Here is a 25,573-nt window from a genome sequence, read left to right as displayed (position 1 = left end):
GGGTCGATAGCGAAATCTACGGTTGCGGCGAGACTCGGCGATACCGTGCGATGCATGGATCCGGTGCGCAATCCGTTCGCCCCCGGCGCAGGTCAGCGGCCACCCGAGCTGGCGGGGCGGGATCGCGAGATCGACGCGTTCGAGATCGTGCTCGAGCGGGTCGCGCGGGGGCGGCCGGAGCGGAGCCTGGTGCTGACCGGGCTGCGTGGAGTCGGGAAGACGGTGATGCTCGGGGAGCTGCGCTCGATGGCCGTCCGGGCGGGCTGGGGGTCCGGGAAGATCGAGGCCCGCCCGGACGCGGACCTGCGCCGCCCCCTCGCCGCGGCCCTGCACCGCGCGATCCGGGACCTGGCCGTGCAGCACCCGCGGCAGGAGCGCGTCGACGAGGTGCTCGGCGTGCTCAAGGCCTTCGCCCTGCGCGCGTCGCCCGACGGCGCGCGGCTGCGGGAGCGCTGGCAGCCCGGCATCGACGTGCCCGTGAAGAACGGGCGGGCGGACTCCGGGGACATCGAGATCGACCTGGTGGAGCTGTTCACCGAGGTCGCAGAGCTGGCGAGCGAGGTCGCCACCGGCATCGCCATCCTGATCGACGAGATGCAGGACCTGCGCCCGGACGACGTCTCCGCCCTCTGCGCGGCCTGCCACGAGCTCTCGCAGTCCCGGATGCCACTGGTCGTGGTCGGCGCGGGCCTGCCGCACCTGCCCGCCGTGCTCTCGGCGTCGAAGTCCTACTCGGAGCGGCTGTTCAAGTACGCGCGGATCGACAAGCTGGATCGCAAGGACGCGGACTTCGCCCTGATCGCCCCGGCCGAGCGCGAGGACGCCCAGTTCGCCGAGGACGCCCTCGAGCAGCTCTACGAGCGCTCGGGCGGCTACCCGTACTTCGTCCAGGCCTACGGGAAGGCCTCCTGGGACGCCGCGCCGACGAACCCGATCCGGGGCGAGGACGTCGCGCTGGCGGCGCCCGAGGCCGAGGCCGAGCTCGCCGTGGGGTTCTTCGGGTCGCGGTTCGAGCGGGCCACCCCCGCCGAGCGCGAGTACCTGCGCGCGATGGCCGAGGTCGCGGAGGGCGGGGACGAGCCCGTCGTGACCTCCTCGTTGGCGCACCACCTCGGGCGCAAGCCCTCCTCGCTGTCCCCCGCTCGGGACAGTCTGCTGAAGAAGGGGCTGGTCTTCTCCGCGCAGCGGGGCCAGATCGCGTTCACCGTGCCGCACTTCGGGAGATACCTGTTGACCTCCACCTGATGCTCCGTCCGGGTGAACAGCCGGATTCCTCGACCGGGTTGTAACGCGGGGTGAGGGTCGGGCGAATCCTGGTGTAGCCCCGCGGCGCTGTCGGACCCCCGACCTGGCAGCTCCGCGGGGCTCTCTCTTTCCGAGGCGTACGCGGGCCGACACCGCCGGGTGACCGTCGACCCGCAGCCCGTAGCATCCTCCGGGTGCCGGACCCGAAGTTCGAGATCCAGATGCTGCACGACCGCGTCATGATCAAGATCGTCGAGGACGGCGGCGAACGGCGGAGCTCGTCCGGGATCGTCATCCCGGCGACGGCCCAGGTCGCGAAGCGGCTCGTGTGGGGTGAGGTCTGCGGGACCGGCCAGCACGTCCGCAGCGTGAAGCCCGGCGACCGGGTCCTGTTCGCCCCGGACGACCAGTACGAGGTCGAGGTCCAGGGAGCGACCTACCTCGTCATGCGTGAGCGGGACCTGCACGCGGTCGCCACGGCGGGGCCGGACCACGGGACCGGGTTGTACCTCTAGTCGTCCGGGGGGACGGCGGACAGCGGTGGGGACAGTGGGGAAGGAACACGGCTACATGCCCGAGCGGCAGCACACGCCCGGCGAGGTCGACGAGCGACGCCCGGAGGGATCGGGCGCCACGGTGACCGACGGCTCGGCCCGACGCACGGACAGCCCCCGGGGGGACGCGCTCTTCGCGCCCGCCGTGGCACCCGAACCCGCCGAGACCGCGCGGCCGGTGTCCGAGTCGGGGTCGAACGGCGCGCCCGCCACGGACACCGCGACTCCCCCGGACGTCGAGGCGACCACGGCGATGCCCGCCTCCGGTGCCCCGGCGAAGCCCTCTCCGACACCGCGCTCGGTCTCCGCGACCGACACCGCGGCGCCGGCCGAGGCCCCGACCGCCACCGCCCCGCCCGCCACCGCCCCGCCCGCCACCGCCCCGCCCGCCACCGCCCCGCCCGCGGCGGACGAGCCCGCCACCACTCCGCCCGCCACCACTCCGCCCGCCACCACTCCGCCCGCCACCACTCCGCCCGCCACCGCCCCGCCCGCGGCGGACGAGCCCGTCGCGCCGCAGGCGCGGGAGGGGGACGAGAGCCCCGCCGCGGCGGACGCCCCGACCACCTCCGTCTCACCGGCCCCGCCGGCCCCGCCGGAGCCTGCCGAGCCGGGCGCGTCCGGCGCCGAGGACGCCACCACCGCGGCCGAGGCCCCCACCGCGGACGAGAGCGCGCCGTCCGGGGAGGCCGCCGGTGCCACCGGCACGCCGGCCCTCGGCACGGCCACCACCGAGGCCCCGGTGGGCGACGAGCCCACGGTCGTCCACGACGCGGGCGCCTGGTCCGCCGAGGACACCCAGGTGATCCCGCGCGCGGCCGCGGCGCAGGCCGCCGCCCCCGACCAGCCCACCGACCGCCTCGGCGGCCCCGCCGACCCCCCGACGGAGCAGATCCCCGTCACCCGGGGCGCCGTCCCGCCCGTCCCCCCGCAGCGCCCGGCCGACCCGTCCGGGTCGGAGGGCGGGAAGCGGGGGAGGCGACGGCCACTGCTGATCGTCGCGGGCGTCGTCGCGCTGCTCGCCGTGCTCTACGTCGCCGACCTCGTGCTCTCCACCGGCAATGTCCCGCGGGGCGTCACCGTGGCCGGGATGCAGCTCGGCGGGCTGTCCAAGGCCGCGGCCACCGAGCGGCTCCGGGCCGAGATCGAGCCCCGCGCGACCCGGCCCGTGCAGGTCACGGCCGGTGAGGTGCAGAGCCAGATCGACCCGCGGACCGCGGGCCTGGTCGTCGACTACCGGGCGACCGTCGACCAGGCGGGCGAGCAGCCGCTGAACCCGATCACCCGGATCACCTCGTTCTTCACCGAGCGGGAGGTCGGCGTGGTCAACACCGCGGACGAGCGCTCGGTGCTCACGGCGCTGGAGCAGGTCAAGCCGGTCGTCGACAAGCCTCCGGTGGAGGGCACGGTCAAGTTCGAGGGCACCACGCCCGTCGCCGTCCCGCCCGTCCCCGGCCAGCAGCTGGACCTGCAGGCCGCGGCCGACGTGCTGGAGCGGGACTGGGCCGCGGGCGCGCCCGTCGCGCTGCCGCTGATCCCGCAGCCCACGATCACGACCGACGAGGACGTCCAGCAGGCCCTGCGGTCCGTCGCCACGCCGGCCGTCTCGGCGCCGGTGACGATCCAGGGCGAGGGCGCCACGGCGACCCTGGCCCCGGCGGACATCGCCACGGCACTGACCTTCCGCGCGGACGCCGCGGCCAACCCCACGCTGGTCCCGGAGGTCAACAACGAGGCGCTGAAGGAGGTCGCGACCCCGCAGCTGGCCTCCTCCGAGAAGCCCGGCCGGGACGCGTCGCTGGACTTCTCCTCCGGCGCCCCCGTCGTCGTCCCCTCGCAGGACGGCCGCGGCGTCGACTACGACAAGACCTTCCAGGGCCTGGTGCCGGTGCTGACCGCGCCGGGCCCGCGCACGCTGACCGCCGTCTACGCCGACCAGCCCGCCAAGCTGACGACCGAGCAGCTGGGCGCGCTGGGCATCACCGGTGAGATCAGCACCTTCACCACCGGTGGCTTCGCCGCGGACTCCGGGCGGAACATCAAGCGGGCGGCCGAGCAGGTCAACGGCACGATCGTCGGGCCGGGCGAGACCTTCAGCCTCAACGCGCTGACCAACCCACGGAACGCGGCGAACGGCTACGTCGAGGCCGGGATCATCGAGAACGGGCACTCGGCGCGCGGCATCGGCGGCGGCGTCTCACAGGTCGCGACCACGCTGTACAACGCCGCGTACTTCGCGGGCATGGTGGACGTGGAGCACAAGGAGCACAGCTTCTACATCAGCCGCTACCCGGCCGCCCGCGAGGCCACGGTGTTCGACGACATCATCGACCTCAAGTTCCGCAACGACGGCCCCACCGGCGTGCTCATCCAGACCTTCTGGACGCCGTCGAGCCTCACGGTCAAGATGTTCGGCACCAAGCGCTACGAGGTCACGTCGGAGCCCGGCCCGCGCACCAACCCGACGGACCCGCAGACGATCAACCTGCCCGCGGGTCCGGGGTGCACGGCGAGCAAGGGTGCGCCGGGCTTCACCGCCACCGACACCCGGGTGATGCGCAACATCGAGACCGGTGAGGTCACCCGCAAGACGCGCACCGTCCGCTACAACCCCTCCCCCATCGTGGTCTGTGGCTGATCCAGCCATGGCGTGACCGGGGTCACGCTGCTTACTCTCGACGGCGACAACGTAGTCGACGATCGGGGAGTCGGTATGCGGATCGCGGACGTGCTGCGCAGCAAGGGCGACACCGTGGCGACGGTGGAACCGGAGGCCACGGTGGGTGATCTGCTCGGCAGACTGGCCCAGGGGAACTACGGCGCGCTGCCGGTGGTGCGGGCCGGGATGCTGATCGGCATGGTGTCCGAGCGGGACGTCGTGCGGAGACTGCACGAGCGAGGCGCGGACCTGTTGTTCGCGACCGTCGAGGAGATCATGACGACGGACCTCGCCACCTGTACCCCGAACGACAGCGCGGCCGATCTCGCCCGGGTCATGACGACCCGACGCGTCCGCCATCTCCCGGTGCTGGTCGACGGCAGGCTGGCCGGGATCGTGAGCATCGGCGACCTCGTCAAGGCCCGCATCGACATGCTCGAGTCCGAACGCCAGCAGCTCGAGAGCTACATCGCGCAGTGACCCGCGGTGGTGCGCGGTCAGCGGTGCTGGAGCACCACCGACCGCGCACGAGCGCCGGCGGCGCGGTGTCGCGGCAGGAAGAAGGCGATGGCCAGGGCACCGGCCGCGCCCAGCGCCCCGAGCGCGAGGGCGATCGTGAACGCGGACTCGGCCGGGTAGGTGTGGCCGCCCGTGGTCATGGTCAGCTGGGCGAGGATCACGCCCACCGCCGCGCTGGCGGTCGAGGTGCCGATGGCGCGGGAGAGGTTGTTGAAGCTGTTCGCGGCGGCGGTCTGGCCCAGCGGCACGGCGGCCATGATCAGTGACGGGATCGCGCCGTAGGCCAGCCCGATCCCCGAGGTCACCACGAGCACGGCGACCAGGACGTGCCAGATCTCGGAGTGCAGCGTCGCACCGAACGCGTAGCCCAGCGCCACGGTCGCGGCTCCGGCCATGAGGGTGACCCGTGCGCCGAACCGACCGGTGAGCCGCGCCGAGACCGGTGACATGGCCATCATCGCCAGCCCGCCGGGGGCCTGCACCAGACCCGCGACCAGGATCGACCTGCCGAACCCGTAGCCGCTGGCGGCAGGCAGCTGGACGAGCTGGGGGAACACCAGCGAGCTGGTGAGCATGCCGAACCCGAACACCAGCGACGCGGAGTTGGTCAGCAGGACCTGTCGGCGTCGGGAGATCCGCAGGTCCACCAGCGGATGGGCGGATCTCAGCTCCCACACCGCCCACGCGGGCAGCAGGACGGCGGCGGTGCCGAACAGGCCGAGGGTCAGCGGGTCCGTCCAGCCCCAGCTGCCCGCCTTGGTGAGCCCGAGGAGCAGGGCGAGCAGCGCCGCCGCCAGCACGACGGCGCCGACCAGGTCGAACCGGCCGCCCGGCGCGGGCGACTCGGGCACGAAGCGGAGCACCAGCCCGGCCACGATCACGGCCAGCCCCGCCGACACCCAGAAGACCGCGTGCCACGAGACGTGCTCGATGATCAGCGCCGCGAGCGGCAGCCCGAAGGCGCCCCCGACGCCCAGTGAGGCGCTCATCGACGCCGTGGCCCCGGGGAGCCGGGAGAGCGGGAGGTGGTCGCGCATCAGGCTGATCCCGAGCGGGATGACGCCGACCCCGAGCCCCTGCAGCGCGCGACCCACGATCAGGCCGCCCAGCCCGGTGCTGAGCGCGGCGACCGTGGACCCGATGGTCACCATGGCCAGGCAGAGCATCAGCATCCGGCGCTTGCCGAACATGTCCGCGAGCCTGCCCACCGTGGGTGTGGCGACAGCACCGGCGAGCAGCGTGGCCGTGACGGCCCAGGAGGCGTCCGCCGCGGACACCCCGAGCAGGGCTGGGAGCTGCGGGACGAGGGGGATGACCAGGGTCTGCTGCGTCGCCACCACGATGCCCGCGGTCGCCAGGACGGTGACGAGAGCCCGGCCCGGACGCCGGGTGGGCGCCTCGGGCAGCGTCGTCGTGCCGGGCAGGGTGACGGACACGGAGAACCCTCATTCAGTTGCCATACACAATCGTTGTTGATGGCAACCATACAGTCCGAACCCGACGAACCACGCCTCGGTGTGACCGATGCGAAACGCCCCCGCTCACCGGAGTGGGCGGGGGCGCGGTCGCGGTCGGCTCCTAGAAGGAGGCCTCGTCCAGCTCCATGAGCGCGTTGTCCGCCGCCTCGACGACCGCCTTGTCGGCGGTCAGCCGGGGCAGGACCTCGCGGGCGAAGAACCGGGCGACGCCGACCTTGCCCTCGTAGAAGGCCTTGTCCTTGGCGCTCACCTCGCCGGCGAGCGCGGTCTGCGCGACGTCCGCCTGTCGCAGCAGCAGCCACCCGATGAGCAGGTCGCCGACAGCCATCAGGAACCGGACGCTGTGCTGCCCGACCTTGTAGAGCTCGGTCGCGTCCTGCTGGGACGCGACCAGGTAGCCGGTCAGCGAACCGAGCATGCCCTGGACCGCGGCGAGCGCGGTGGCGAGGGACGCGCGCTCCTCCTTGAGGCGGCCGTTGCCGGTCTCGTTCTCCAGGAACTGCTGGATCTCCCCGGCGACGGTCATCAGCGCGGCGCCGTTGTTCCGCACGATCTTGCGGAAGAGCAGGTCCAGCGACTGGATCGCGGTGGTGCCCTCGTAGAGCGAGTCGATCTTCGAGTCCCGGATGTACTGCTCGATCGGGTAGTCCTGCAGGAAGCCGGAGCCGCCGAGGGTCTGCAGCGACTGGATCAGCTGCTCCGAGGCCCGCTCCGACCCCACGCCCTTGACGATCGGCAGCAGCAGGTCGTTGATCGCCTCCGCCTTCGCGTCCCCACCCTCGCGGATGCTGTCCTGCACGGTCCCGGTGTAGAGGTACAGCGCGCGCAGGCCCTCGGTGTAGGCCTTCTGCAGCATCAGCGAGCGGCGGACGTCCGGGTGGTGGGTGATCGTGACGCGCGGCGCGGTCTTGTCCGTCTGCCGGGTCAGGTCCGCGCCCTGCACGCGCTGCTTGGCGTACTCCAGCGCGTTGAGGTAGCCGGTGGACAGGGTGGCGATCGCCTTGGTGCCGACCATCATCCGGGCGTACTCGATGACCTGGAACATCTGCGCGATGCCGTCGTGCACCTCGCCGAGCAGCCAGCCCTTGGCCGGGACGCCGTGGGCGCCGAAGGTCAGCTCGCAGGTCGTGGAGACCTTGAGCCCCATCTTGTGCTCGACGTTCGTGACGAAGGCGCCGTTGCGCTCGCCCAGCGCGCCGGTCTCGGAGTCGAAGTGGAACTTCGGGACCAGGAACAGCGACAGGCCCTTGGTGCCGGGCCGCGGCTCCACGCCGGGTGCCTCGGGGCGGGCGAGCACCAGGTGCATGATGTTCTCGGTCATGTCCTGGTCGCCGGAGGTGATGAAGCGCTTCACGCCGTCCAGGTGCCAGGACCCGTCCTCCTGCAGGACCGCCTTGGTGCGGCCCGCGCCGACGTCCGACCCGGCGTCCGGCTCGGTGAGCACCATCGTGGCGCCCCAGCCCTTGTCGATCATCATCTCGGCCCAGCGCTGCTGCTCCGGGGTGCCGTTCTGGTGCACGATCGCGGCGAAGTTCGGGCCCGCCATGTACATGTACAGCGCGGGGTTGGCGCCGAGGATCAGCTCGGACGCGGCCCACTGCACCGACGGGGGCACGCCGAAGCCGCCCAGCTCGACGGGCAGGGACAGGCGGTACCACTCGCCGTCCCACAGGGCCTTGTAGGAGTCCTTGAAGGCCTGCGGCAGCGTGGCCGAGTGGGTGGTCGGATCGAACACCGGCGGGTTGCGGTCGGAGTCGACGAAGGACTCCGCGAGCGGGCCCGTGGAGAGGGTGTTCAGCTCGGCGAGGATGCCCTTCGCGGTGTCGAGGTCGACGCCCTCGAACACCCCGCGCCCCAGCTTCTCCTGGACGGAGAACACCTCGAACAGGTTGAACTCGAGGTCACGGACGTTGCTCTTGTAGTGGCCCATGGGCGGTTCTCCTTCCCTACTCACCGGTAGGACGAGGATATTACTCGTCGGTAACTTCGGCAACCACCTCATTCGATCGGGTTCAGATGTTGTGCACGGAGCGTGTGTGGCGAGAGGGTTGTGCGGGTCGGAAGTGACTCGTGTGAATCCGCCCGGGTGATCCGGACGAGTGGGGGGCCACCATGCGTCGACCGGACGTGACGCGGCGAGGGTTCGTGATCGGCGGGATCGCGGCGGGCTCGTTGCTGGCCGGGGCGGGGACCGCGTTCGCCCGGCCCGGCGCGGGGGCGGGCCGGGACGCGGCGGCGAACGCGGGCCGCCGGACCGCGGGCACGACGGCGCTCGAGGGCGGGCCGGACATCGTGGACTGTGCGGGCTGGGGGGCCCGCCCGAACAGCGACATCGTCCCGGTGTGGAACCAGCGGCCGGTGAAGATCCTGGTGCACCACACGGCGTCGGCGAACGTGCCGGAGACCGACCGGGCCGCCGCCGACCGCGTGGCGCGCTCGATCCAGAACTTCCACATGGACGCCCGCGGCTGGCTGGACACCGGGCAGCACTTCACGATCTCCCGCGGCGGGTTCGTGCTGGAGGGCAGGCACCGGTCGCTGGAGGTGCTGCGGGCCGGGCGGCAGCAGGTCGAGGGCGCGCACTGCACGGGGCAGAACGTCGTCGCCGTCGGGATCGAGAACGAGGGCACCTACATCGACCAGGACCCGCCCGGTGCGCTGTGGGACTCGCTGCGGGCGACCTGCGCGTACATCTGCGCGCAGTACGGGATCGCGCCGACCGAGCTGTACGGGCACCGCGACTTCAAGAACACGATCTGCCCGGGCGACCGGCTCTACGGCATGCTGCCGCGGCTGCGGTCCGAGGTCGCGGACGCGCTGAACCAGCGGCTCGAGGGCTCGGCCGAGAAGGCGAGCTGGCCACTGCTCCGCCAGGGGGACAGCGGCGAACAGGTGCTGGCCGCGCAGTACCTGCTGCGAGACGCCGGGGTCGCGGTGAAGACCGACGGCCGCTTCACCCCCGCGACCGCAGCCGCCCTCACCGAGTTCCAGGTCGCGACCGGCGCGGAGGACCCCAACGGCATCCTCGGCGGCGAGTCCTGGCCGGTCCTGGCCCGCACCGTGCAGCGCGGTGAGAGCGCGGACGCGGACCGCGCCGTCGACAGCCTGGCCGCGGGGAACACGGAGGCGCTCCCGGACACGGTGGACGCGCGAGCCTGGCAACGCCTCCTGGGCACCGCGGGCGCTCCCGCGGACACGAGCGTCGACCCCGAGGGCCCACCCCGCTGAACCCTGCTCGTCCGCACGTTTCGTGCTGTGAGCGCGGCGAGATCGGCGATTGCGTGCGCTCAGCGCTGCCTTCACCGCGCGGAGAGCACGAAACGTGCCATCTCGAGCTCGTCACTCTTTCCGGTTCAAGCCGTTGGACGAGTCGTCGCGGACGACCGTCGCCCACCCCGTGGGCCCTACTCTCGACCTCCGCGGTCGGGGGGCCGCGGAGGGGGTGTGGGGGCATGCGCGGGTCCACTGCGGACGTTCTGCCTGCGGCCGGGCCGCTGTTGGCTTCCCTGGCCGCCGAGCCCGAGGGACCGCTGCTGGTGGACATCGTGGGGCCGGCGGGCACCGGCAAGTCCACCACCGCGCGAGCCGTGGCGCGGATCTGGCCCACCGCCTCGGCGGACCCGGACGCGCCCTTCCCCCTGCTGGTCGACGACGCGCACCTGCTCCCCGACGCCGCGGTCGACCGGCTCCGTGAGCGCGCCGCCGAGCCGGGCGCCCGGATCGTCGTCACCCGGCGCCCGTGGCCGCGCGACGACGTGCTGGCCGCGCTCGGCGCGGTGCTGACCGAGACCCGCCCGCCGGTGCTGCTCGGCCCGCTGGACGTCGCCGCCGTCGCCGCCCGGCTGACCACCCTGCTCGGCGCGCGGCCCGCCCCCGCGCTCGCCGAGCACGTGCACGACCGCACCGCGGGGACCCCGCTGCTGGTGGACCGGATGGTCGCCGAGCTGGTCGAGAAGGCGGGGACGGCGCGGCTCACCGCGGACGTCGCGCCGCGGGTGCCGGTCCCGACCGGTCTGCTGGACCAGCTCGCCCACCGCCTCTGGGCGCTCGACGCCCGGGTCCGCGACCTGACCGTCGCCGTCGCCCTGGGCGCCCCGCTCGACGCCGAGGTCCTCGTCCCCCTGCTCGGCCTGCTCGACGCCGCAGGGTCCGGTGTGGACGAGGTCGACGAGCTCGTGGCCGAGGCCCGGTCCGCGGGTGCGCTGACCCCCCGCGGCGGTCCGCCGCCGCTGGTCACGGCCGCGGTGCTGCGGCACGTCCCGGAGGCCCGCAGGCTCGAGGTGCGCCGGGCGCTCGCCGAGATCGAGCTGGACCGCGGCGGGTCCGTGCTGACCGTCGCGCGCGGGCTGCTGGACACCGGAGCGACGGGCGCGCGCGTCGCCGGGGTCTTCACCGCCGCGGCGGCCGAGCAGGCGCGGACCGGCGCCGACGCCGGGCCCTTCCTCGCCGCCGCGGTGGCCGCGGGAGCCCCGGCCCTGGACGTCGCCGCCCGGCGGGCCGAGGCGGCCCTGCGCGCGGGCAGGCTGGACGACGCGCTGACCCACGCCGACGAGGTCCTCTCCGCGGCCGACCGGGTGGACCTGGACGAGGCCGTCCGGGCGGGCACGGTGGCCGCCGCGGTCCTGGCCCACCGCGGCCTGCTGGCCCGCAGCGCCGATCTCTACCGCTGGCTCGGCGAGCTCGGCGCGGGCGGCGCCGTCGCCGTCCCGACGCTGGTCGGGACGGGTGCCCTCGCCGAGGCCCGACGCCTGGTGGCGGGCCCCCGCGACCCGGCACGACCCGACGCGTCCCCCCAGGACGAGCGCGACCGCGACCCCCGACCCGGCCTCGCCGAGGCGGTGCTGCGGACGCTGCCGTTCCGCCCGCCCACCCTGCTCGCGGGCGCCGAGGACCTGGTGGCGGAAGGGATCCTGGACTCGGTGCTGGGCTCCCCCACCCGCGCGGTCTCCCGACTCACCCGCGCCGCGTCACTGCTGGAGTCCTCGCCGCGGGCGGCCCTGCTGCCGGACACCCCGGCCGCGCTCGCCGCCCTGGTCGCGGTGCAGACCGGGGAGCTCGAGGTGGCCCGCTCGGTGCTCGACCGCGCGGTGGCGACCGACCTGGGCGGGCCCGCCGCCGCGGTCCGGCACCGGTTGCTGCTGGGGTGGATGGCGTTGCACCGCGGCTCCTTCGCGAGCGCGCGCGGGCACCTCGCCGCCACCGCCGACACCCCGCTCGAACCCCGGGACGAGCTGCTCGCCGCCGCCCTGGACGTCGCGATCGCCCGGCGGGACGGGGACCTCGCGGCGCTGCTGCCGCTGTGGGGGCGGGCGCGGGAGGCGATCGTCCGGCAGCCGGTGGACCTGTTCGTGCTGCAGCCGCTCGGCGAGCTGGCCATCGCGGCGACCCGGCTGCGCGAGCCCGCCTGGGTCCGCCCGCACCTCGACGAGGCCGCCGCCCTGCTGCAGCGGCTCGGGTCACCCGCGCTGTGGTCCGCGCCGCTGCACTGGGCACTGCTGCACGCGGCGATGCTCGCCGACGACGGCGACGCCGCGATGATCCACGCGGACGCGCTCCGCGGAGCGGCGGGCGGGAGCCGGTTCGCCGAGGCCATGGCCACCGCCGCGCCGCACTGGGTGGCGCTGATGGACGGCCGGGTCGATCCCGTCGGGGTCGAGGCCGCCGCGCGCGGGCTGCACGCCGTCGGCCTGTCGTGGGACGGCAGCAAGCTGGCCGGGCAGGCCGCCATCCGCACCGGCGACCGGCGGGCGATGAGCGCGCTGCTGACCTGCGCGCGCACCCTGCACGCCCCCGCCCAGAAGACCCCGCCGCAGAAGACCCCGCCGCAGAAGTCCCCGCTGCAGAGGACCCCGCCGCAGACGGCCCTGCCCCGGAGCGCCCCGACGGCCGAACCCGAACCGGGTGAGCCGACCGACGGCACCCTCTCCGAGCGGGAGCGCGAGGTCGCGGCCCTGGTCCTGGAGGGCCTGACCTACAAGCAGATCGGCGAGCGGCTGTTCATCAGCGCGAAGACCGTGGAGCACCACGTCGCGCGGATGCGCCAGCGCCTGGGCGCGCAGAGCCGCGGTGAGCTGTTCACCCTGCTCCGTCGCGTCACCTGACCGACAGCCGCGCGACCAGACCCTCCGCCGACCGGACCACGACCCGCGCGGCGTCCGCCGTCGCGCGGCTGGACAGCGGGCTCTCGGCCCGCCGTTGCCACCGGACGACGGCGGCGTGCGCGGCCGCGCGCAGCTCCTCGACCGGAGCCTCCCCGTCCAGCCCGAGCCGCAGGGCCGCTGCGCTGCCGTCGCCGCCGAGTAGCCGCTCGGCCTCGGGCAGGGCGTCCGCGGGGAACCGGACCGTGCCCGCGCGCAGGGCGGACAGCGTCCGCAGCTCGACGAACTCGTGGGCGCCCGCGAGGATCCGCTCCCGTTCCGCGACCAGCGGCTGCGAACCGGGCCGCGAGTCGCGCTGCAGCACCCGGTCGAGCGCGAGCAGCGCGGAGCGGGACTTCAGCAGCTCCCGCCGCTCGGCGAACTGGGTGGCCAGCACCGCCCGCAGCTCGTCCAGCCCGCTGTGGCGGACCAGCTCCCGGGACAGCTCCGACGGGTCGCTCGTCCCCCGCCGGATCAGCTCCGTGGCCAGCCGGACCCCGAACAGCCCGAACCGCTCCACCAGCGCCGCCCGCACCGCGGGCTCCGGCGCACCCTCGGCGGGCCGGGTGCCGAAGCGGTCCGCCGACAGCAGCAGCCGGTCCAGCTCGGCCTGGGGCATCGCGGCCAGCCGGAGGAGCGCGGCGTGCTCGTCCTGGCGCATCGTGCGGCCGGTCTGGGCGAGCAGTCCCGCCACCGGGACGACGGTCTGGCACAGCCCGCGCAGGGTCGGGTCCGCGCGGTACCGGCGGGCGATCCGCCCGGCCGAGCCCAGCGCGTCCAGCCGCCCGACGCCGATCTCGTCCGCCCGCGACAGCACCGCCACGGTCGTGACCGGGGTGGCCCGCGCGACGTCGGTGTCCCGGAAGGACTCGAGGAACCGCACGTCGGAGCCGTGCAGGTGGCGCATCAGGTAGACCACGGCGTCCGCGGGCGAGGGCTCGTCCTCCGGGGTGAGGAACGCGCCCGCCCGGGCCGCGGTGTCCGCGGTGAGCGACGCGATGCCGGGGGTGTCGATCAGCGTGGTGCCGCGCAGGTACCCCGACGGCCAGTCCACGACCAGCCGGTCCACGTCCGCCGCGGGCATGCCCAGGTCCAGCTGCAGGGCGCCCTGCCTGCGCGCGAGGGTGAGTGGGCGCGGGGACCCGGCGCGGGGGAACAACCGCACCCGCGGGGCCGCGGCGTCCTGGTACCAGGTCACCACGCGGGTGCACTCGCCCGCGTCCGTGGGTGCGATCTCCTCGCCGACCAGGGCGTTGAGCAGCGTGGACTTGCCCGCCTTGACCTTGCCCGCGAACGCGACCCGCAATGGTTCGTCGAACCGGGCGAGATGGGTCTGCAGCCAGCCGACCGCCTGCGGGTCGTCCCCGTAGACCGTCACCGCCCGCCGCAGGAGCGCGCGCACGTCCGCCCCGAGCGTGCTCATGAACCCGCCACCAGCGCGTCCGCCTTCGCCCCCAGCGCCCGGACCCGGCCCAGCTCGGCCTCCAGGTCGGCGATCCGCTTGGACCGGTCGCTCGCGGCCGTCGCGACCGCGTTCTGCGCCGCGGCGACCGACGCGGCCAGCGACCGCGACAGCTCCTCGGCGAGCACCGTGAAGTGGTCGCGGAGCTGGCGCTGGGCGCGGCGCAGGGTGTCCCGGGAGTCCTTGCCGACCTGGAAGGTGACCTCGTCGATGTGCCTGCGCACCGCCGTCTTCGCCTCGGCGCGGCGGCGGTCGCGGATGCGCCGGTGCTCGTCCCGGACGGTCTTGCCGCCGAATAGCAGGCCCGCCGCGATCGACACGGGGTTGAGCAGCGCCAACCCCACGAAGCTCGTCGCCAGGCCGATCATCAGCACACCGCCGTACCCGCCGCGCATCCCGACGAACAGCCGCTGGCCCATCCCGAACCGCTCGCCGTCCGGCTTCTCCAGCGGGTCGACGGTGCCCGACAGCCTGCCGCCGTCGATCCGGATGTCGGGGATGGCCGCGTCGGCGCCCTCGGCGAAGTGCTCGGCGACCTGCTCGGCCAGCCAGCGGGCGCGCTGCGCCGTCCACACGTAGTTGGCCGAAGTGGCCTGGCTGACCTGGGTGTGCAGCCACTCGGCGAACTGGTCCCAGATCGTGCTGGGGTCGGCGTCGTCGAGGAGCTGCTCGGCCTCGCGGGTCACCGCGCGCAGCCGGTCCCGCAGGTCGTACTCGATGTCCGAGATCAGGTCGGCGACGCCGTCGTTGAGCGTGATCTGCCAACGCGCCGAGCGCTGGCGCAGCTCGTCCGCGCGCTCCTTGGCCCCGGTCAGCTCGGTGACCAGCGCCTCGGCGTTCGCGGGGTCCTTGAGCCCGGCCAGCTCCGCGGAGAACCCGGCGGCCAGCTGCTCGGCCACCGCCTTGACGTCCTGGCTGGTCGAGCGGCGGTCCAGGTCGTCAGCCCTGGCCACGACCCGGCGCAGCAGGAACCCGATGAGCGGGGCGAACCCGGACTCCGCCAGCAGCTCCGCGTCGTTGGTCGCGGCCCCCGCCAACCGCAGCTCGGACGACACGGCGAAGATCTCCGCGTCCACCCCGGCCCTGGCCAGGTGGGCCTGGTCCAGCTCGACGATCCGCCGCCAGTGCGGGTACAGGTCGGTCTTGGTCACCACGGCCCCGACGGTGGGGCACAGCTCCATCGCCGTGCGCAGGAAGTCCAGCTCGGGGGCCGTGTACTCCTGGGCGGCGTCGGACACGAGCAGCACCGCGTCGGCCGTGGGCAGGGCGGCGGTGGTGGCCGCGCCGTGCGCGGAGCCGAGCCCGCCGACGCCCGGGGTGTCGACGAGCACGAGCCCGCCGGCGAGCAGGCTGCGCGGCAGGGTGACCTCGGCCCGCAGCAGGTGGTCGCGGGATTCGCCACCGGTCTCGGAGACGTGGTCCACCAGCAGCTCGGTGGGGACCTCGGTGCGTTCCTCGGTGCCCTCGCGGTCGTGCACGAGCGCGGCGGACGCCGCGGGCCCGTGCCGCACCTCGGTGGGCACGGCGGTGGCGATGTCGTCGTCCACGGGGCACACCGCGGCGTTGACCAGGGCGTTCACCAGCTTGGACTTGCCCTGCTTGAACTCCCCGACGACGAGCACGCGCACACTGGGATCCGCCAGCCGCGCCTTCGCCGCCTGCAGCCGGACCCCGAGATCGGGTCGCTCGTAGGCCTCGGTCGCGGTCAGCGCGAGCTCGACGAGCTCGGACGCTGCGGGAACCGCCATCGTCGCCCCCTCTCCGGCCGGACTCCCCCCGGGCCGGGTCCATCCTGCCCCTCCCCACAGCGACGGCCCCACCACCCCCTGTGAGGGGTGGTGGGGCCGTCGTGGGCCGGAGGGGTCAGCCCACGGCCACGTCGTTGTGGCTGCCGAGGTCGGTGTGGTTGTACGAGTCCGCCGTGTCGGTCGAGTGGTCGTCCGTGCTGACCGACGTGTCCGTGGACGTCGTGTCGTTGAACGAGTCCTCGGTCGTGGTGGTCGTCGTGGTGGAGGCGTGGTCCTCGTTGTAGGAGTCCGTCGTGCTGTCCACACCGGACGCCGCACCGCCGACCGCCAGCGCGCCGCCGTGGTCGACGGTGACGTGGTCGAGGGTCGCGCTGTTCGCGTCGCCGGAGCCGTAGGCCACGGTGTTGTCGTCGCCCGCGAGGCTGCCGTCGCCCACCGCGTTGCCGTTGCCGGTGGTGACCGTCGAGTCCGAGATGTCGTCGCCCGCGGCCACCGCGCCGTCGCCGGAGGCGACCACGGTGTCGTTGTCGATGGTCTGGTTGACGTCGCCGCCTGCGTGGATGACCTGGTGGACCGAGTTGTCGACGTTCGTGTCGCGGTCGTCGATCCAGTTGTTGGTGACGATCGTCTGCAGGTACTTCACGGCCGACTCGTGGTCGTGGCCGTGGTCCGGCGCGGGCGGCGGCGGGGTCTGGTGGTGGTGCTCGCCGCCGCCGTGGTGCGGCTTCGGGGCGTGCTGGTCGGCGACCAGGACGGCCGCGTCGTGCACCTGCTCGGGGGTGACGGCGGTGATGCCGCAGGTCGCGAGGAACGACTGGGGGTCGGCCTGGAACTCCGCGGCGGCCTTCGGGTCGCTCAGCAGGCTCAGCAGCAGCTGGATGAGGGAGGTGGGGGTGTCCATGTCAGTGGTCTCCGGATCGTGGGGGGAGCGTCAGGCGTCGACGTCGACGGTGTTGTGGCTGAGGACGTGGTCCTCGTTGCCGACGTTGGTGTTCGTCTCCGAGTGGTCGTCCTGGTGGTACTCGTAGGACGTGTCGGTGTCGGTGTTGAACGAGTCCGTCGTGGTCGTCGTGGTGTCGACGGTGGTCGTCGTGGTGTTGCCCGAGTTCACCGTGTAGTGGTTGCCGGTGGCCGCGCCGCCGATGGAGAGCGCGCCGCCCTCGGAGACGGTGGTGTCGGAGATCGAGGCCGAGGTGGCGTCGCCCGAGCCGAAGGCCACGGTGTTGCCGTCGCCCGCCAGGCTGCCCTCGCCGATCGCGTTGCCGTCGCCCGTGGTGACGGTCGAGTCGTCGATGTCGCCGCCCGCGGCCACCGCGCCGTCGCCGGTGGCGGCGGTGGTGGTCGAGGTGAGGACCTGGTTCACGTCGCCGTCGGCGTGGATGACCTGGTCGACCGGCGAGCCCAGCAGCGTGTCGCCGTCCTGGACCTCGGTGTTGGTCACGTAGGTCTGGATGTACTCGACGGCGCTGGGGGCGTGGTGGGCGCCCTCCGAGTGCGCGGCCTCGTGGTGCGGGAAGGCGGGCGCAGGCGGGACGACGATCGTGTTGCCGCCGGTGCTGACGTCCGAGTCGCCGAAGTCGACGGTCTGGTTGTCCTGCACCAGGACCAGCGCGTCGTGCACGTCGGCGGCGCTGAGGTCCTCGAGGCCCGCGGCCTTCAGGGTGCCGTACGGGTCCTTGGCGAAGTCCTGCTGGAGCTTCAGGTCGGCCTGGTCGTCGCCGAAGAGGGAGAGGAGGAACTCGAGCAGCGTCATGGTGATCGTCTCCGAGAGTGTGGGTGGCTCGGCCGGATCCGTCCGGCCTGGCGATGAGACGAAAGCTAGGCGGCCCCGGGCCCGGGGCCATCGGGGATCGGACGACATCCCCCATGGGGTGATTAGGGGATCGGGGGGCGGCCGGATCGGGGGTCTTCGGGTGCTCCACCCGGGGTATCACCCATTCGTGTCCACTAGGCCTAGGAGACGATAACGCCGCGCGGACCAGCGGCGATGACCGTAGGTGCACACGTGGTTGCACATGACGGCGGCGCAGCCGGACTTCGGGGGGAGCGATGGCCTACCAGCTCGGGATCGACCTGGGCACGACCTACAGCGCGGCGGCGGTCAGCCGCTCCGTGGGGGCGGGCTGGACGGCGCCCGAGATGGTCGCGCTCTCCGACCGCCGCACGGACGTGCCGTCGGTGCTGTTCGTCGCCCCGGACGGCGAGATCGTCGTCGGGGAGGCAGCCGAGCGGCGGGCCGTGACCGACCCGGACCGCGTGGTCCGCGAGTTCAAGCGGCGCCTCGGCGACCCCACGCCGGTCGTCGTCGGGGGGCGCCCGTTCCTCCCCGAGGAGCTCTGCGCCCGGCTGGTCCGGTGGATCGTCGACCACGTCGCGGCGCAGGAGGGCGGCCCCGCCGACCGGATCGCGCTGACCCACCCGGCCTCGTGGGGCGACCACAAGATGGAGCTGCTCGCCGAGGCGTTGGAGTCCCACGGGCTCACCGTGACCTTCCTGGCGGAGCCGCAGGCCGCCGCGCTGCACTACGCCGCAGGCGAGCGGCTCGCGCCCGGCTCCACCATCGCCGTCTACGACCTGGGCGGGGGCACGTTCGACGCCGCCGTGGTGCGCAAGGGCGAGCACGGCCGGTTCGCGCTGCAGGGCAGGCCCGAGGGGCTGGACCGGCTGGGTGGCGTGGACTTCGACCAGGTCGTGTTCGACCACGTCCTGGCCGGTCTGCCGGAGGTGTTCGACGAGCTGGACGACTCCGATCCCGCGGTGCTCGCGGCCGTCGCCCGGCTGCGGCGGGACTGCACCGAGGCCAAGGAGGCGCTCTCCTCGGACACCGAGGCGAGTGTGCCGGTCCTGCTGCCCGGGGTCCGGAAGACCGTCCGGCTGCACCGCAGTGAGTTCTCCGCGGCCATCCGGGACCGGGTGGAGGAGACCGTGGAGACGCTGCGCCGCGCGGTCGCGTCCGCCGGGCTGACCCCCACCGCGCTGGACGCCGTGCTGCTGGTCGGCGGGTCCTCGCGGGTCCCGCTGGTCGGCCAGCTGGTGTCCGAGGAGCTCGGCCGCCCGGTCACCGTCGACACCGACCCCACGCACGCGATCGCGAAGGGCGCGGCCCTGGCCGTCTGCCCGGTGACCGTCGGCCCGGACACCCCCGCCTCCCCCGTCGCCGGGATCCCGGCCCTGGTGGGCATGTCGGCCGCGACCACCACCCTCGACCGGCCCGCGGGCCCCGCCCGCGCGGCAGCCGTGTCGGGCTCCGGGACCCGGACGATTCCCCGGCCGGAGGCCGCCGAGGCCGGACCGGGCCCGTTCGACGGCTGGGCCCGCGGCGCCCCCGCGCGCCCCGAGGTCGGGTCCACCCCGGACTGGGAGTACGACCCCGAGCCTCCCACGAAGCGCCGGGCAGGCCTGATGGTCGGGGTCGGCGGCGGCGTCGCTGCGCTGGCGGTGCTCGGCGCGGTGCTGCTGTGGCCCTCCGCCGAGCCCGCCGTGACCAGCGGTGTCGGCGGGCTGTCCGTCGTCTCGCCGCCCGCCGCGACGACCACCACGGAGATCCCCGCGCCCCCGCCGGTCGTCGAGGCACCGCCGCCGGCGGCCGAGCCGGGGTCGACCGGCGGAGCGGCTCGATCGGGGTCGGGCACGACACCGGGTCAGAGCGCCCGCACCACCCGTCCGACCACCCGCGCGGTCACCCCGGCCAAGCCCGTGGTCCCGCCCGCGAACCCGGCTCCCGCCCCGGCACCCGCCGGACCGGCGTCCCCGCCCGCGAACCCCGCACCGGTCCCGGACCAGCCCGCCCCGGGAACGGGCACGCCCCCCGGCGACCCGGCCCCCGGCCCGGGAACCGGTACCGGCACGGGCACCGGCACCGGCACCGGTACGGACACGGGAACCGGTACGGGCACCGGAACAGGCACCGGCGGGGGTGCCCCCGCCACCGACGGAGCCCCGTCCGTGCCGCCCAGCAGCGTCTCCGGCTGACCCCCGCGCGAAGCCTCCGAGGAGGACGTGTCGTGCTCCGTCACCCGGTCCGGGTCTCGGTTGCGTCTCGGGTCCGCGGGGCCCCGTGACGCGCGGGAGGGGTCCGTCGATAGTCGGTGGGGAGCGACGCGTGCGGCGTCGCCCGGAGTGTGAACGGGAGGACACGCGGTGGCGCGGTCGGCAGCATGGGTGATCGGTCTCGAGATCGCGGCGTTGGGCCTCGCGTATCTCGGTTTCGGCTGGCCGGTGCTCCTGGTCGGGATCCCGGTCCTGTTCGCGACCGCCCTGGTGCTCCTCGCGGTCACGCTGTCGGAGCGGCCCCGCAGGCGGCTCGCCGAGGCCCGCGCCGCCCGGTACGAGGTGCCCGCCGTGCCCGGCGGTCTGATGAGCGGCTTCTTCGAGGTCCCGGCCCCGCGCGAGGCCGGCGCCTGGACCGAGCTGGACACCCGGGACGGGGACCGCACCCGAGCGTGATCGCCCACCCCGTGCCACGGTGGTGCCGTGGCCCGAGGTGATCCCGAGTGCTGACCGGGCTGCTGTTCGCCCTGGCGGCCATGGTCGGCAACGCCGGCGCCGGGCTGTTGCAGTCGGCCGCGGCGAACGACATCCGGTCCCGGCACCATCTGGCCCTGCGGCCGCTGTACCTGCTCGGCCTGGTCGTGGACGCGCTGGCGTGGGTGTGCACGGTCGTCGCCCTGCGGAACCTGCCCGTCTTCGCGGTGCAGGCGATCCTCGGCGGGGCGATCGCGCTGACCGCCGTCGCGAGCTGGGCGCTCTACGGGGTGCGGCTGCGGATCCGGGACCGGCTCGCGGTGGCGGCCTGTGTACTGGGACTCGCGACGATCGCGGCCAGCGCCGCGGACGAGGCCCCGGAGCCCCTCTCCGGGATCGCGGTGCTGGTGCTCGGCTCCGGGGTCGCCGCGCTGGCCGTGGCCGCGATCGCGGTGTGGCGCCTCGCCGCGGCGTGGCCGCTGTCGCTGATCGCGGGCCTGGGCTTCGGCGGGACCTCGCTGGCGGTGCGGGCCGTGCAGGTGCCGCCGGGATCCGGCCTCGACGTGGTCGGACTGGCCACCCAGCCCGCCACCTACCTGATCGTGGTCTTCTGGGTCATCGGGATCACCACCTACTCCCGCGCCCTGGTCATCGGCAGCCTGGCGAGCGTCACCGCCGTGTTCGCGACGACCGAGGTCCTGGCCCCCGGCCTCGTCGGGATCGTGCTCCTCGGCGACCGGATCCGGGAGGGCTGGTGGATCCCCTTCGGCGCGGGCCTGGTGCTGGCGGTGGTGGGGGTCGTCGTGTTGGCGACGGCGCCGGTCCCGCGGCCCGGCCAGCGCCGCCGCCGCAGGCACGTCCGCTGATCCGGTCCGCCCGAGACGGGCGCGGGGCCTCGCCGGATCGACCGGGAGCGGCTGACCGAGCTCATCGGGGAGGCGTGGCGGCTGAGGGCGCCGTCGGCGCTGCGAAGTGCGCGCGCACGGCGGGACGGGTGACCGCCCACAGCAACGCCACCAGCACGACGGCCTGCACGGCCTGCTCGACCTCCACCCAGACCGGGTACTGGCCCGTCGACAGCAGGTAGGCGATCCCGAGCAGGCTGACCACCGAGATGATCAGCACCCGGACGAACGCCCGCCGGTGACCGGCCCGGATCCGCCGCAGTAGCACGACGTAGACCAGGCCGATCACCACCACGCCCCCGACCCGGCTCCAGAGGCCGATGCTCAGGGCCTCGCGGTCGGCCCCCGCGCCGATGTGGGCCGCCTGGTAGTCCAGCAGCACGCTGTGGAAGATCAGGAACAGCAGGGCGAGCAGCGCGCTGAGTCCCAGGTTGACCAGCAGCAACGTGGTCACGCGGCGCAGCTCGGGCGGGGCGGTCTTCTCAGTCATGGACCCACCTTCGCGCCGCCGGGCCGCTGCGCCCCGGACCGCTCGTCACGATCGACGGATGACAGATGTCAGGCCCGGTGGGCCTGCGCCTCGCCGTGGGCGTCGAGCATCTCGTTCAGCCTCGCCGCGGCGTGCAGCATGGCCCGGGCCCGACGGTCGTGGGCCGCGCGCCGTTCCTCGATCGCCTCGCGCAGCGCCTCGGGGCCACCGGTGCGGTGCAGGGCGTCGAGGACCGGGCGGATCCGGGGCAGCGGGTAGTGACCCTGGCGCAGCAGCCGCACGATCCGCGCGTCCCGGATGTCGACGGCGCCGTACCGCCGCTCGCCGCGCTCCCGCACGGGCTCCAGCAGCCCGGCGGTCTCCCACACCCGCAACGCGGAGGGCCGTACCCCCAGCGACCGTGCCAGCTCGCCGATGCTCAGCGGCGCCCCGGTCGGGGCCCGCGGCACGGCGCGGGCCAGGGCGTCCAGGGCCGCGGCGAGCTCGTCGGTCTCGCGGCGTTGGGCGTCGAGGTCGGCGTGGGAGGCGTCGAGCAGGCGCAGCGCCTCGGCGACCCGCCCCGCGAGCACGTGCCGGACCAGCTCGGCGGCCACCGGGATCCCGTGCGCGGCCGCGAGCGCGCGGTAGGCGAGCAGCGCCCGGACGTGCTCGGGTCCGTAGGTCCGGTACCCGGACGCGGTCCGCGGCGTGGGCGGCAGGAGGCCGGCGGCCTCGTGGTTGCGCACCTGCTGCGTCGAGATCCCCGCGGCCCGGGCGAGGTCGATCGGACGCACCCGCCGACCTTAGGGCTCTCTGAGATCCGGGGGGAACGGCGCGCGCCGAGCCGGCGTTCCCCGAGCATGAACGCCATCGCCTTCGACCCGGCCGAGCTCGACGTCGTCTTCGCGAGGTCCCTCCGGGACACCGAACGGATCGGCGTGGAGCGGCTGCTGCTCACCTTCGACCCGTCGGCCGAGGCCACCCTGCGCGGTCTCGCGGCCCGGGTGCCGTTCGCGATCGACGTCCGCCAGGAGGACGGCCAGCTGCTCGCCGAGCTGTCCCTGCCCGCCGACCTCGTGGACGAGGTGGTGCTCCGGGCCGAGACGGCCGACCTGCGAGCCCTGCGCTGGTTGCGCGCGCTGCCCGCCGCCTGACCCGCGTCGGTCAGTCGCCCATCTGGTTGTTGCCGGTGACCAGCATGTGGGCGAGCGCGGCCCGGGTCGCGGCGTCCATCGTGCCGGTCCGCGGCAGGTGGGCGTCGCGCTGCAGGTAGGTGATCGCCTGGGTGGTCCGGGTGTTCATGAAGCCGGTGACCGGGCCCTCGTAGTAGTCGAGCTGCCCCAGCTCCTTCTGCAGGGTCTCGATCGCGGCGGACGGCGTGGCGGGCGGCGGCGTGACGTGCCCGCCGGAGCCGCCGCCGTGGGCGGGGGTGGCCGCGTGCCCCCCGCCCGTCGCGGGCGTGACCGCACTGGTGCCGGTCTGCGGCGCCGGGGTGGCGTCCCCCGGCCCGCTCAGCCCGTAGATGATCCCGGCGGTGAGGCCGACGGCGGCCAGGACCGCGCCGACCGTGATCGCGATGGCGCGTCCGGCGGTGGACCCCGTCGTCGGGGTCGGGTCCTCCAGCCGGTAGCTGCGGCCGCGGGGCTGGGCGACGGGGCCGGGGTACGGGACGGCGTCGGAACATGCGGCGTCGGCGGCGTGCCGCGGGCCGGTGTTCCGGCGGGGGTCGTCGTCCCAGGCGGCGGAGCGGGTGATCGTGTCGGTGGTGCTCATCTCGGGTGCCTCCCGGGTCTGTCGCCCGGTCCCTCCGGGCTGAGACAGACGATGCGCCCGGCCGCTGCAACGCTGCTCCAACGCGTGCTCCAACGCCCGGAACTGTCGGTGCCGGTGGGCATCATGCGGACCATGACCGCTCTGACCGTCGCCAGCGTGAACGTGGACTCGCTCGATCCCGAGCGGCTCGCCGCGTTCTGGGCCGCCGCCACCGGTGGCTCGATCACCGGGAAGCACGAGGACTTCGTGTTCGTGTCCCCGCCCGAGGAGGGCGGCGTGATGCTGTTCTTCCAGCGTGTGGACCGCAAGGAACCCGGCCGCAACACCCTCCACCTGGACTTCGGCGTGCCGGAGGGGGAGCGGGAGAGCGAGGTCCGCAGGCTGGAGGGGCTCGGCGCGGAGCGCCAGTGGGAGGTCGTGGGCGAGGTGCCGTGGGTGGACTGGACCACGATGACCGATCCCGAGGGCAACCTCTTCTGCGTCGGATCGAAGCCGGAGGGGAAGTGAGACCGCCGCGGCGGTGTTGAACCGGTCATGACCGCACTGGAGCTCGGCTGGGTCCCCGCCGACGCCTGCACGCTCCCCACCGCCGCGCAGTCGTTGCGGCCGGCCGAGCTCGACGAGGTCTTCGCCGCCGCGCTCCGGGCGGTGGAACGGATCGCGCCGGACCGGCTCCTGCTCAGCTTCGCCCCCGCGGCCGAGGCGCAGCTACGGGAGTTGCTGGTCCGCGAAACCGCCTGCTGCAGCTTCTTCGCCTTCCAGGTCACCCCGGCGGACGGGGAGCTCCTCGTCGAGGTGGGTGTGCCGCTCGAGCGCATCGACGTGCTGGACGGCCTCGCCGTGCGGGCCGCGGAGCAGCGCGCCCGCTGCCGCTGAATTCCTTGACGGGTATATACCGCTTCCGGTATCTATGGGTGCGTGCCCACCCCGTTCGAGGTCCTGGCCCTCCCGCTCCGGCGCGAGATCCTGGACCGCCTGCGCGCAGGCCCCCGGCTGGTCGGTGAGCTGGCCTGCGAGCTGGGGGTGGCGCAGCCGATCCTGTCCAAGCAGCTGAAGATCCTGCGGGACACCGGGTTCGTCGAGGTCCACGCCGAGGCGCAGCGCCGCCGGTACGCCCTGCGGCCGGAACCCCTGGCCGCGGTCGCGGACTGGTTGGAGCCCTACCGCTGGCTCTGGGAGCGGCAGCTGGACCGCCTGGGTGAGCACCTCGACGCCATGCCGGACGACTCGGAGGACCCGTCATGACCGACACCCTGGGCACCACGGGCGGCCGCCCGAGCGTCCGGATCGAACGCCGGTACCCGCACCCGATCGAGAAGGTGTGGCGGGCGGTCACCGAGCCGGAGCACCTGAGCAGCTGGTTCCCCAGCCCCGTCGAGCTGGAGCTGCGGCCGGGCGGGCCCATGCGCTTCGCGGCGTTCGCGGAGGGCGAGGGCGGGACCGGGCGGGTGACGACCGTCGAGCCGCCCCACCGCTTCGAGTTCCGCTGGGGCGCCGAGGAGATCCGGATCGAGCTGTCGGAGTCCGGCGCGGAGACCGTCGTCGTCCTCACCCACGTGTTCGACGACCGTCCCCTCGGGGCGAGCCTGGCCGCGGGCTGGGGTGCGTGCCTGGCCGGGTTGGCGGCCGTCGTCGCCGGGGAGCCGCTGCCCGCGCCGAGCCGGGAGATCGACCGGCACGAGGAGCTGGTCCGGCTGCTCGGCCTGGACCAGCCGGTCCTCACCGAGGCGGACGGGCAGTGGACGGCGACCTTCGACCGCCAGCTGACCTGCCCCGCGGACGTCGCGTGGCGGCTGTTCCTCGGCCGCGCCGAGGCCCCGGCGACGGGTGCGGAGCTCCGGCCCGCCGGGGCGCCCGGGGGCGTCCTGGGCACCGTCACCGCGGTCGAGGCCGAGCGTCTGCTGGCGTTCGACGTCGCCGCGGGGGAACCGGGTGACCGCGTCCGCGTCGAGCTGGTCGCGGGGAGCGGCCACGGTGCGCGGCTGGTCCTGACGGTCCAGGGCGCCGATCCGGCCGAGCGCACGGCCGCCGTCGAGCGGTGGGGCGAGGGTGCGGTGGAGCACATCGCCCGGCAGGCGGCCCGCTGGGCGCACACCGAGGAGGGTGCCGGTGTGAGCGCTCTGTGACACGGGGCTGACGCCGGGGCAACGTCCCCTTCCT

The 25,573-nt window shown here is 74.4% G+C and carries 23 protein-coding genes; 14 read left to right on the top strand and 9 right to left on the bottom strand.

What is annotated here, in order from left to right; genetic code table 11:
• Window positions 1–54: 54 nt before the first annotated feature.
• The 4 genes from ABD993_RS07895 to ABD993_RS07880 all read left to right on the top strand — a co-directional run bounded on the left by ABD993_RS07895 (window position 55) and on the right by ABD993_RS07880 (window position 4,938).
• A complete protein-coding gene (locus tag ABD993_RS07895) occupies window positions 55–1,245 on the top strand; it encodes an AAA family ATPase (protein ID WP_345414238.1) in 1,191 nt (396 codons plus the stop codon).
• Between the two features lie 194 nt (window positions 1,246–1,439).
• Entirely contained in the window at window positions 1,440–1,760 is a 321-nt protein-coding gene (locus tag ABD993_RS07890; RefSeq protein ID WP_345414236.1) for a GroES family chaperonin, read from the top strand.
• Window positions 1,761–1,794: 34 nt separating this feature from the next.
• Entirely contained in the window at window positions 1,795–4,437 is a 2,643-nt protein-coding gene (locus ABD993_RS07885; RefSeq protein ID WP_345414234.1) for a VanW family protein, read from the top strand.
• Between the two features lie 75 nt (window positions 4,438–4,512).
• Window positions 4,513–4,938, top strand: a complete 426-nt coding sequence (locus tag ABD993_RS07880) for a CBS domain-containing protein (protein ID WP_345414232.1) — start codon at window positions 4,513–4,515, stop codon at window positions 4,936–4,938.
• Window positions 4,939–4,955: 17 nt separating this feature from the next.
• On the opposite strand, the gene ABD993_RS07875 is transcribed toward ABD993_RS07880, so the two are convergent.
• Entirely contained in the window at window positions 4,956–6,413 is a 1,458-nt protein-coding gene (locus ABD993_RS07875) for an MFS transporter (RefSeq protein WP_345414230.1), read from the bottom strand.
• 142 nt (window positions 6,414–6,555) lie between these two features.
• Entirely contained in the window at window positions 6,556–8,385 is a 1,830-nt protein-coding gene (locus ABD993_RS07870) for an acyl-CoA dehydrogenase (RefSeq protein WP_345414228.1), read from the bottom strand.
• A 197-nt stretch (window positions 8,386–8,582) separates the two neighbouring features.
• Between ABD993_RS07870 and ABD993_RS07865 the strand changes: the two genes are divergently transcribed.
• The gene (locus ABD993_RS07865; protein ID WP_345414226.1) at window positions 8,583–9,683 is read left to right on the top strand and encodes a peptidoglycan recognition protein family protein; all 1,101 of its coding nucleotides are present in this window, start codon (window positions 8,583–8,585) and stop codon (window positions 9,681–9,683) included.
• A gap of 224 nt (window positions 9,684–9,907) precedes the next feature.
• On the top strand, window positions 9,908–12,556 hold the full coding sequence (locus ABD993_RS07860; RefSeq protein WP_345414224.1) for a LuxR C-terminal-related transcriptional regulator: 2,649 nt from the start codon (window positions 9,908–9,910) through the stop codon (window positions 12,554–12,556).
• On the opposite strand, the gene ABD993_RS07855 is transcribed toward ABD993_RS07860, so the two are convergent.
• From ABD993_RS07855 to ABD993_RS07840, 4 genes are all read right to left on the bottom strand, one after another.
• Complete coding sequence (locus tag ABD993_RS07855; protein ID WP_345414222.1) at window positions 12,549–14,015, bottom strand: dynamin family protein; 1,467 nt, start codon at window positions 14,013–14,015, stop codon at window positions 12,549–12,551. The genes ABD993_RS07860 and ABD993_RS07855 overlap by 8 nt on opposite strands.
• A complete protein-coding gene (locus ABD993_RS07850; RefSeq protein WP_345414220.1) occupies window positions 14,012–15,802 on the bottom strand; it encodes a dynamin family protein in 1,791 nt (596 codons plus the stop codon). Before ABD993_RS07850 ends, ABD993_RS07855 begins: the two co-directional genes overlap by 4 nt.
• 115 nt (window positions 15,803–15,917) lie before the next feature.
• Window positions 15,918–16,703, bottom strand: a complete 786-nt coding sequence (locus ABD993_RS07845; RefSeq protein WP_345414218.1) for an IniB N-terminal domain-containing protein — start codon at window positions 16,701–16,703, stop codon at window positions 15,918–15,920.
• 30 nt (window positions 16,704–16,733) lie between these two features.
• Window positions 16,734–17,555 (bottom strand): IniB N-terminal domain-containing protein, encoded by an 822-nt coding sequence (locus ABD993_RS07840; protein WP_345414216.1) that lies wholly within the window; start codon window positions 17,553–17,555, stop codon window positions 16,734–16,736.
• A gap of 296 nt (window positions 17,556–17,851) precedes the next feature.
• On the opposite strand from ABD993_RS07840, the gene ABD993_RS07835 reads away from it, so the two are divergent.
• The 3 genes from ABD993_RS07835 to ABD993_RS07825 all read left to right on the top strand — a co-directional run bounded on the left by ABD993_RS07835 (window position 17,852) and on the right by ABD993_RS07825 (window position 21,132).
• Window positions 17,852–19,774, top strand: coding sequence for an Hsp70 family protein (locus ABD993_RS07835; RefSeq protein WP_345414214.1), 1,923 nt, complete (start codon window positions 17,852–17,854; stop codon window positions 19,772–19,774).
• A gap of 168 nt (window positions 19,775–19,942) precedes the next feature.
• Entirely contained in the window at window positions 19,943–20,248 is a 306-nt protein-coding gene (locus tag ABD993_RS07830; RefSeq protein WP_345414212.1) for a hypothetical protein, read from the top strand.
• A 47-nt stretch (window positions 20,249–20,295) separates the two neighbouring features.
• Complete coding sequence (locus ABD993_RS07825; RefSeq protein ID WP_345414210.1) at window positions 20,296–21,132, top strand: hypothetical protein; 837 nt, start codon at window positions 20,296–20,298, stop codon at window positions 21,130–21,132.
• 61 nt (window positions 21,133–21,193) lie between these two features.
• Here the strand turns inward: ABD993_RS07825 and ABD993_RS07820 are convergent, their stop codons facing one another.
• Both ABD993_RS07820 and ABD993_RS07815 read right to left on the bottom strand, forming a co-directional pair.
• Window positions 21,194–21,661 (bottom strand): hypothetical protein, encoded by a 468-nt coding sequence (locus tag ABD993_RS07820; RefSeq protein ID WP_345414208.1) that lies wholly within the window; start codon window positions 21,659–21,661, stop codon window positions 21,194–21,196.
• A 68-nt stretch (window positions 21,662–21,729) separates the two neighbouring features.
• On the bottom strand, window positions 21,730–22,434 hold the full coding sequence (locus tag ABD993_RS07815; protein WP_345414206.1) for a MerR family transcriptional regulator: 705 nt from the start codon (window positions 22,432–22,434) through the stop codon (window positions 21,730–21,732).
• A gap of 66 nt (window positions 22,435–22,500) precedes the next feature.
• Here ABD993_RS07815 and ABD993_RS07810 point away from each other — a divergent pair, with 66 nt between their 5' ends.
• Window positions 22,501–22,794, top strand: coding sequence for a hypothetical protein (locus ABD993_RS07810; protein ID WP_345414204.1), 294 nt, complete (start codon window positions 22,501–22,503; stop codon window positions 22,792–22,794).
• 10 nt (window positions 22,795–22,804) lie between these two features.
• Here the strand turns inward: ABD993_RS07810 and ABD993_RS07805 are convergent, their stop codons facing one another.
• Entirely contained in the window at window positions 22,805–23,413 is a 609-nt protein-coding gene (locus ABD993_RS07805) for a peptidoglycan-binding domain-containing protein (protein WP_345414202.1), read from the bottom strand.
• A 132-nt stretch (window positions 23,414–23,545) separates the two neighbouring features.
• Here ABD993_RS07805 and ABD993_RS07800 point away from each other — a divergent pair, with 132 nt between their 5' ends.
• From ABD993_RS07800 to ABD993_RS07785, 4 genes are read left to right on the top strand one after another with little or no spacing between them, the layout of a single operon-like run.
• Complete coding sequence (locus ABD993_RS07800; RefSeq protein ID WP_345414200.1) at window positions 23,546–23,920, top strand: VOC family protein; 375 nt, start codon at window positions 23,546–23,548, stop codon at window positions 23,918–23,920.
• 27 nt (window positions 23,921–23,947) lie between these two features.
• Window positions 23,948–24,289, top strand: a complete 342-nt coding sequence (locus ABD993_RS07795; protein WP_345414198.1) for a hypothetical protein — start codon at window positions 23,948–23,950, stop codon at window positions 24,287–24,289.
• Window positions 24,290–24,331: 42 nt separating this feature from the next.
• Window positions 24,332–24,658 carry an ArsR/SmtB family transcription factor gene (locus tag ABD993_RS07790; RefSeq protein WP_345414196.1) on the top strand — a complete coding sequence of 109 codons (327 nt, stop codon included), beginning with the start codon at window positions 24,332–24,334 and terminating at the stop codon, window positions 24,656–24,658.
• On the top strand, window positions 24,655–25,539 hold the full coding sequence (locus ABD993_RS07785) for an SRPBCC family protein (RefSeq protein WP_345414194.1): 885 nt from the start codon (window positions 24,655–24,657) through the stop codon (window positions 25,537–25,539). Before ABD993_RS07790 ends, ABD993_RS07785 begins: the two co-directional genes overlap by 4 nt.
• Window positions 25,540–25,573: the final 34 nt, after the last annotated feature.

The organism is Pseudonocardia xishanensis (assembly GCF_039541715.1).
Lineage (GTDB): Bacteria > Actinomycetota > Actinomycetes > Mycobacteriales > Pseudonocardiaceae > Pseudonocardia > Pseudonocardia xishanensis.
The sequence above is the reverse complement of the archived record's forward strand: the minus strand, read 5'-3'. Positions and strand labels throughout refer to the sequence as shown.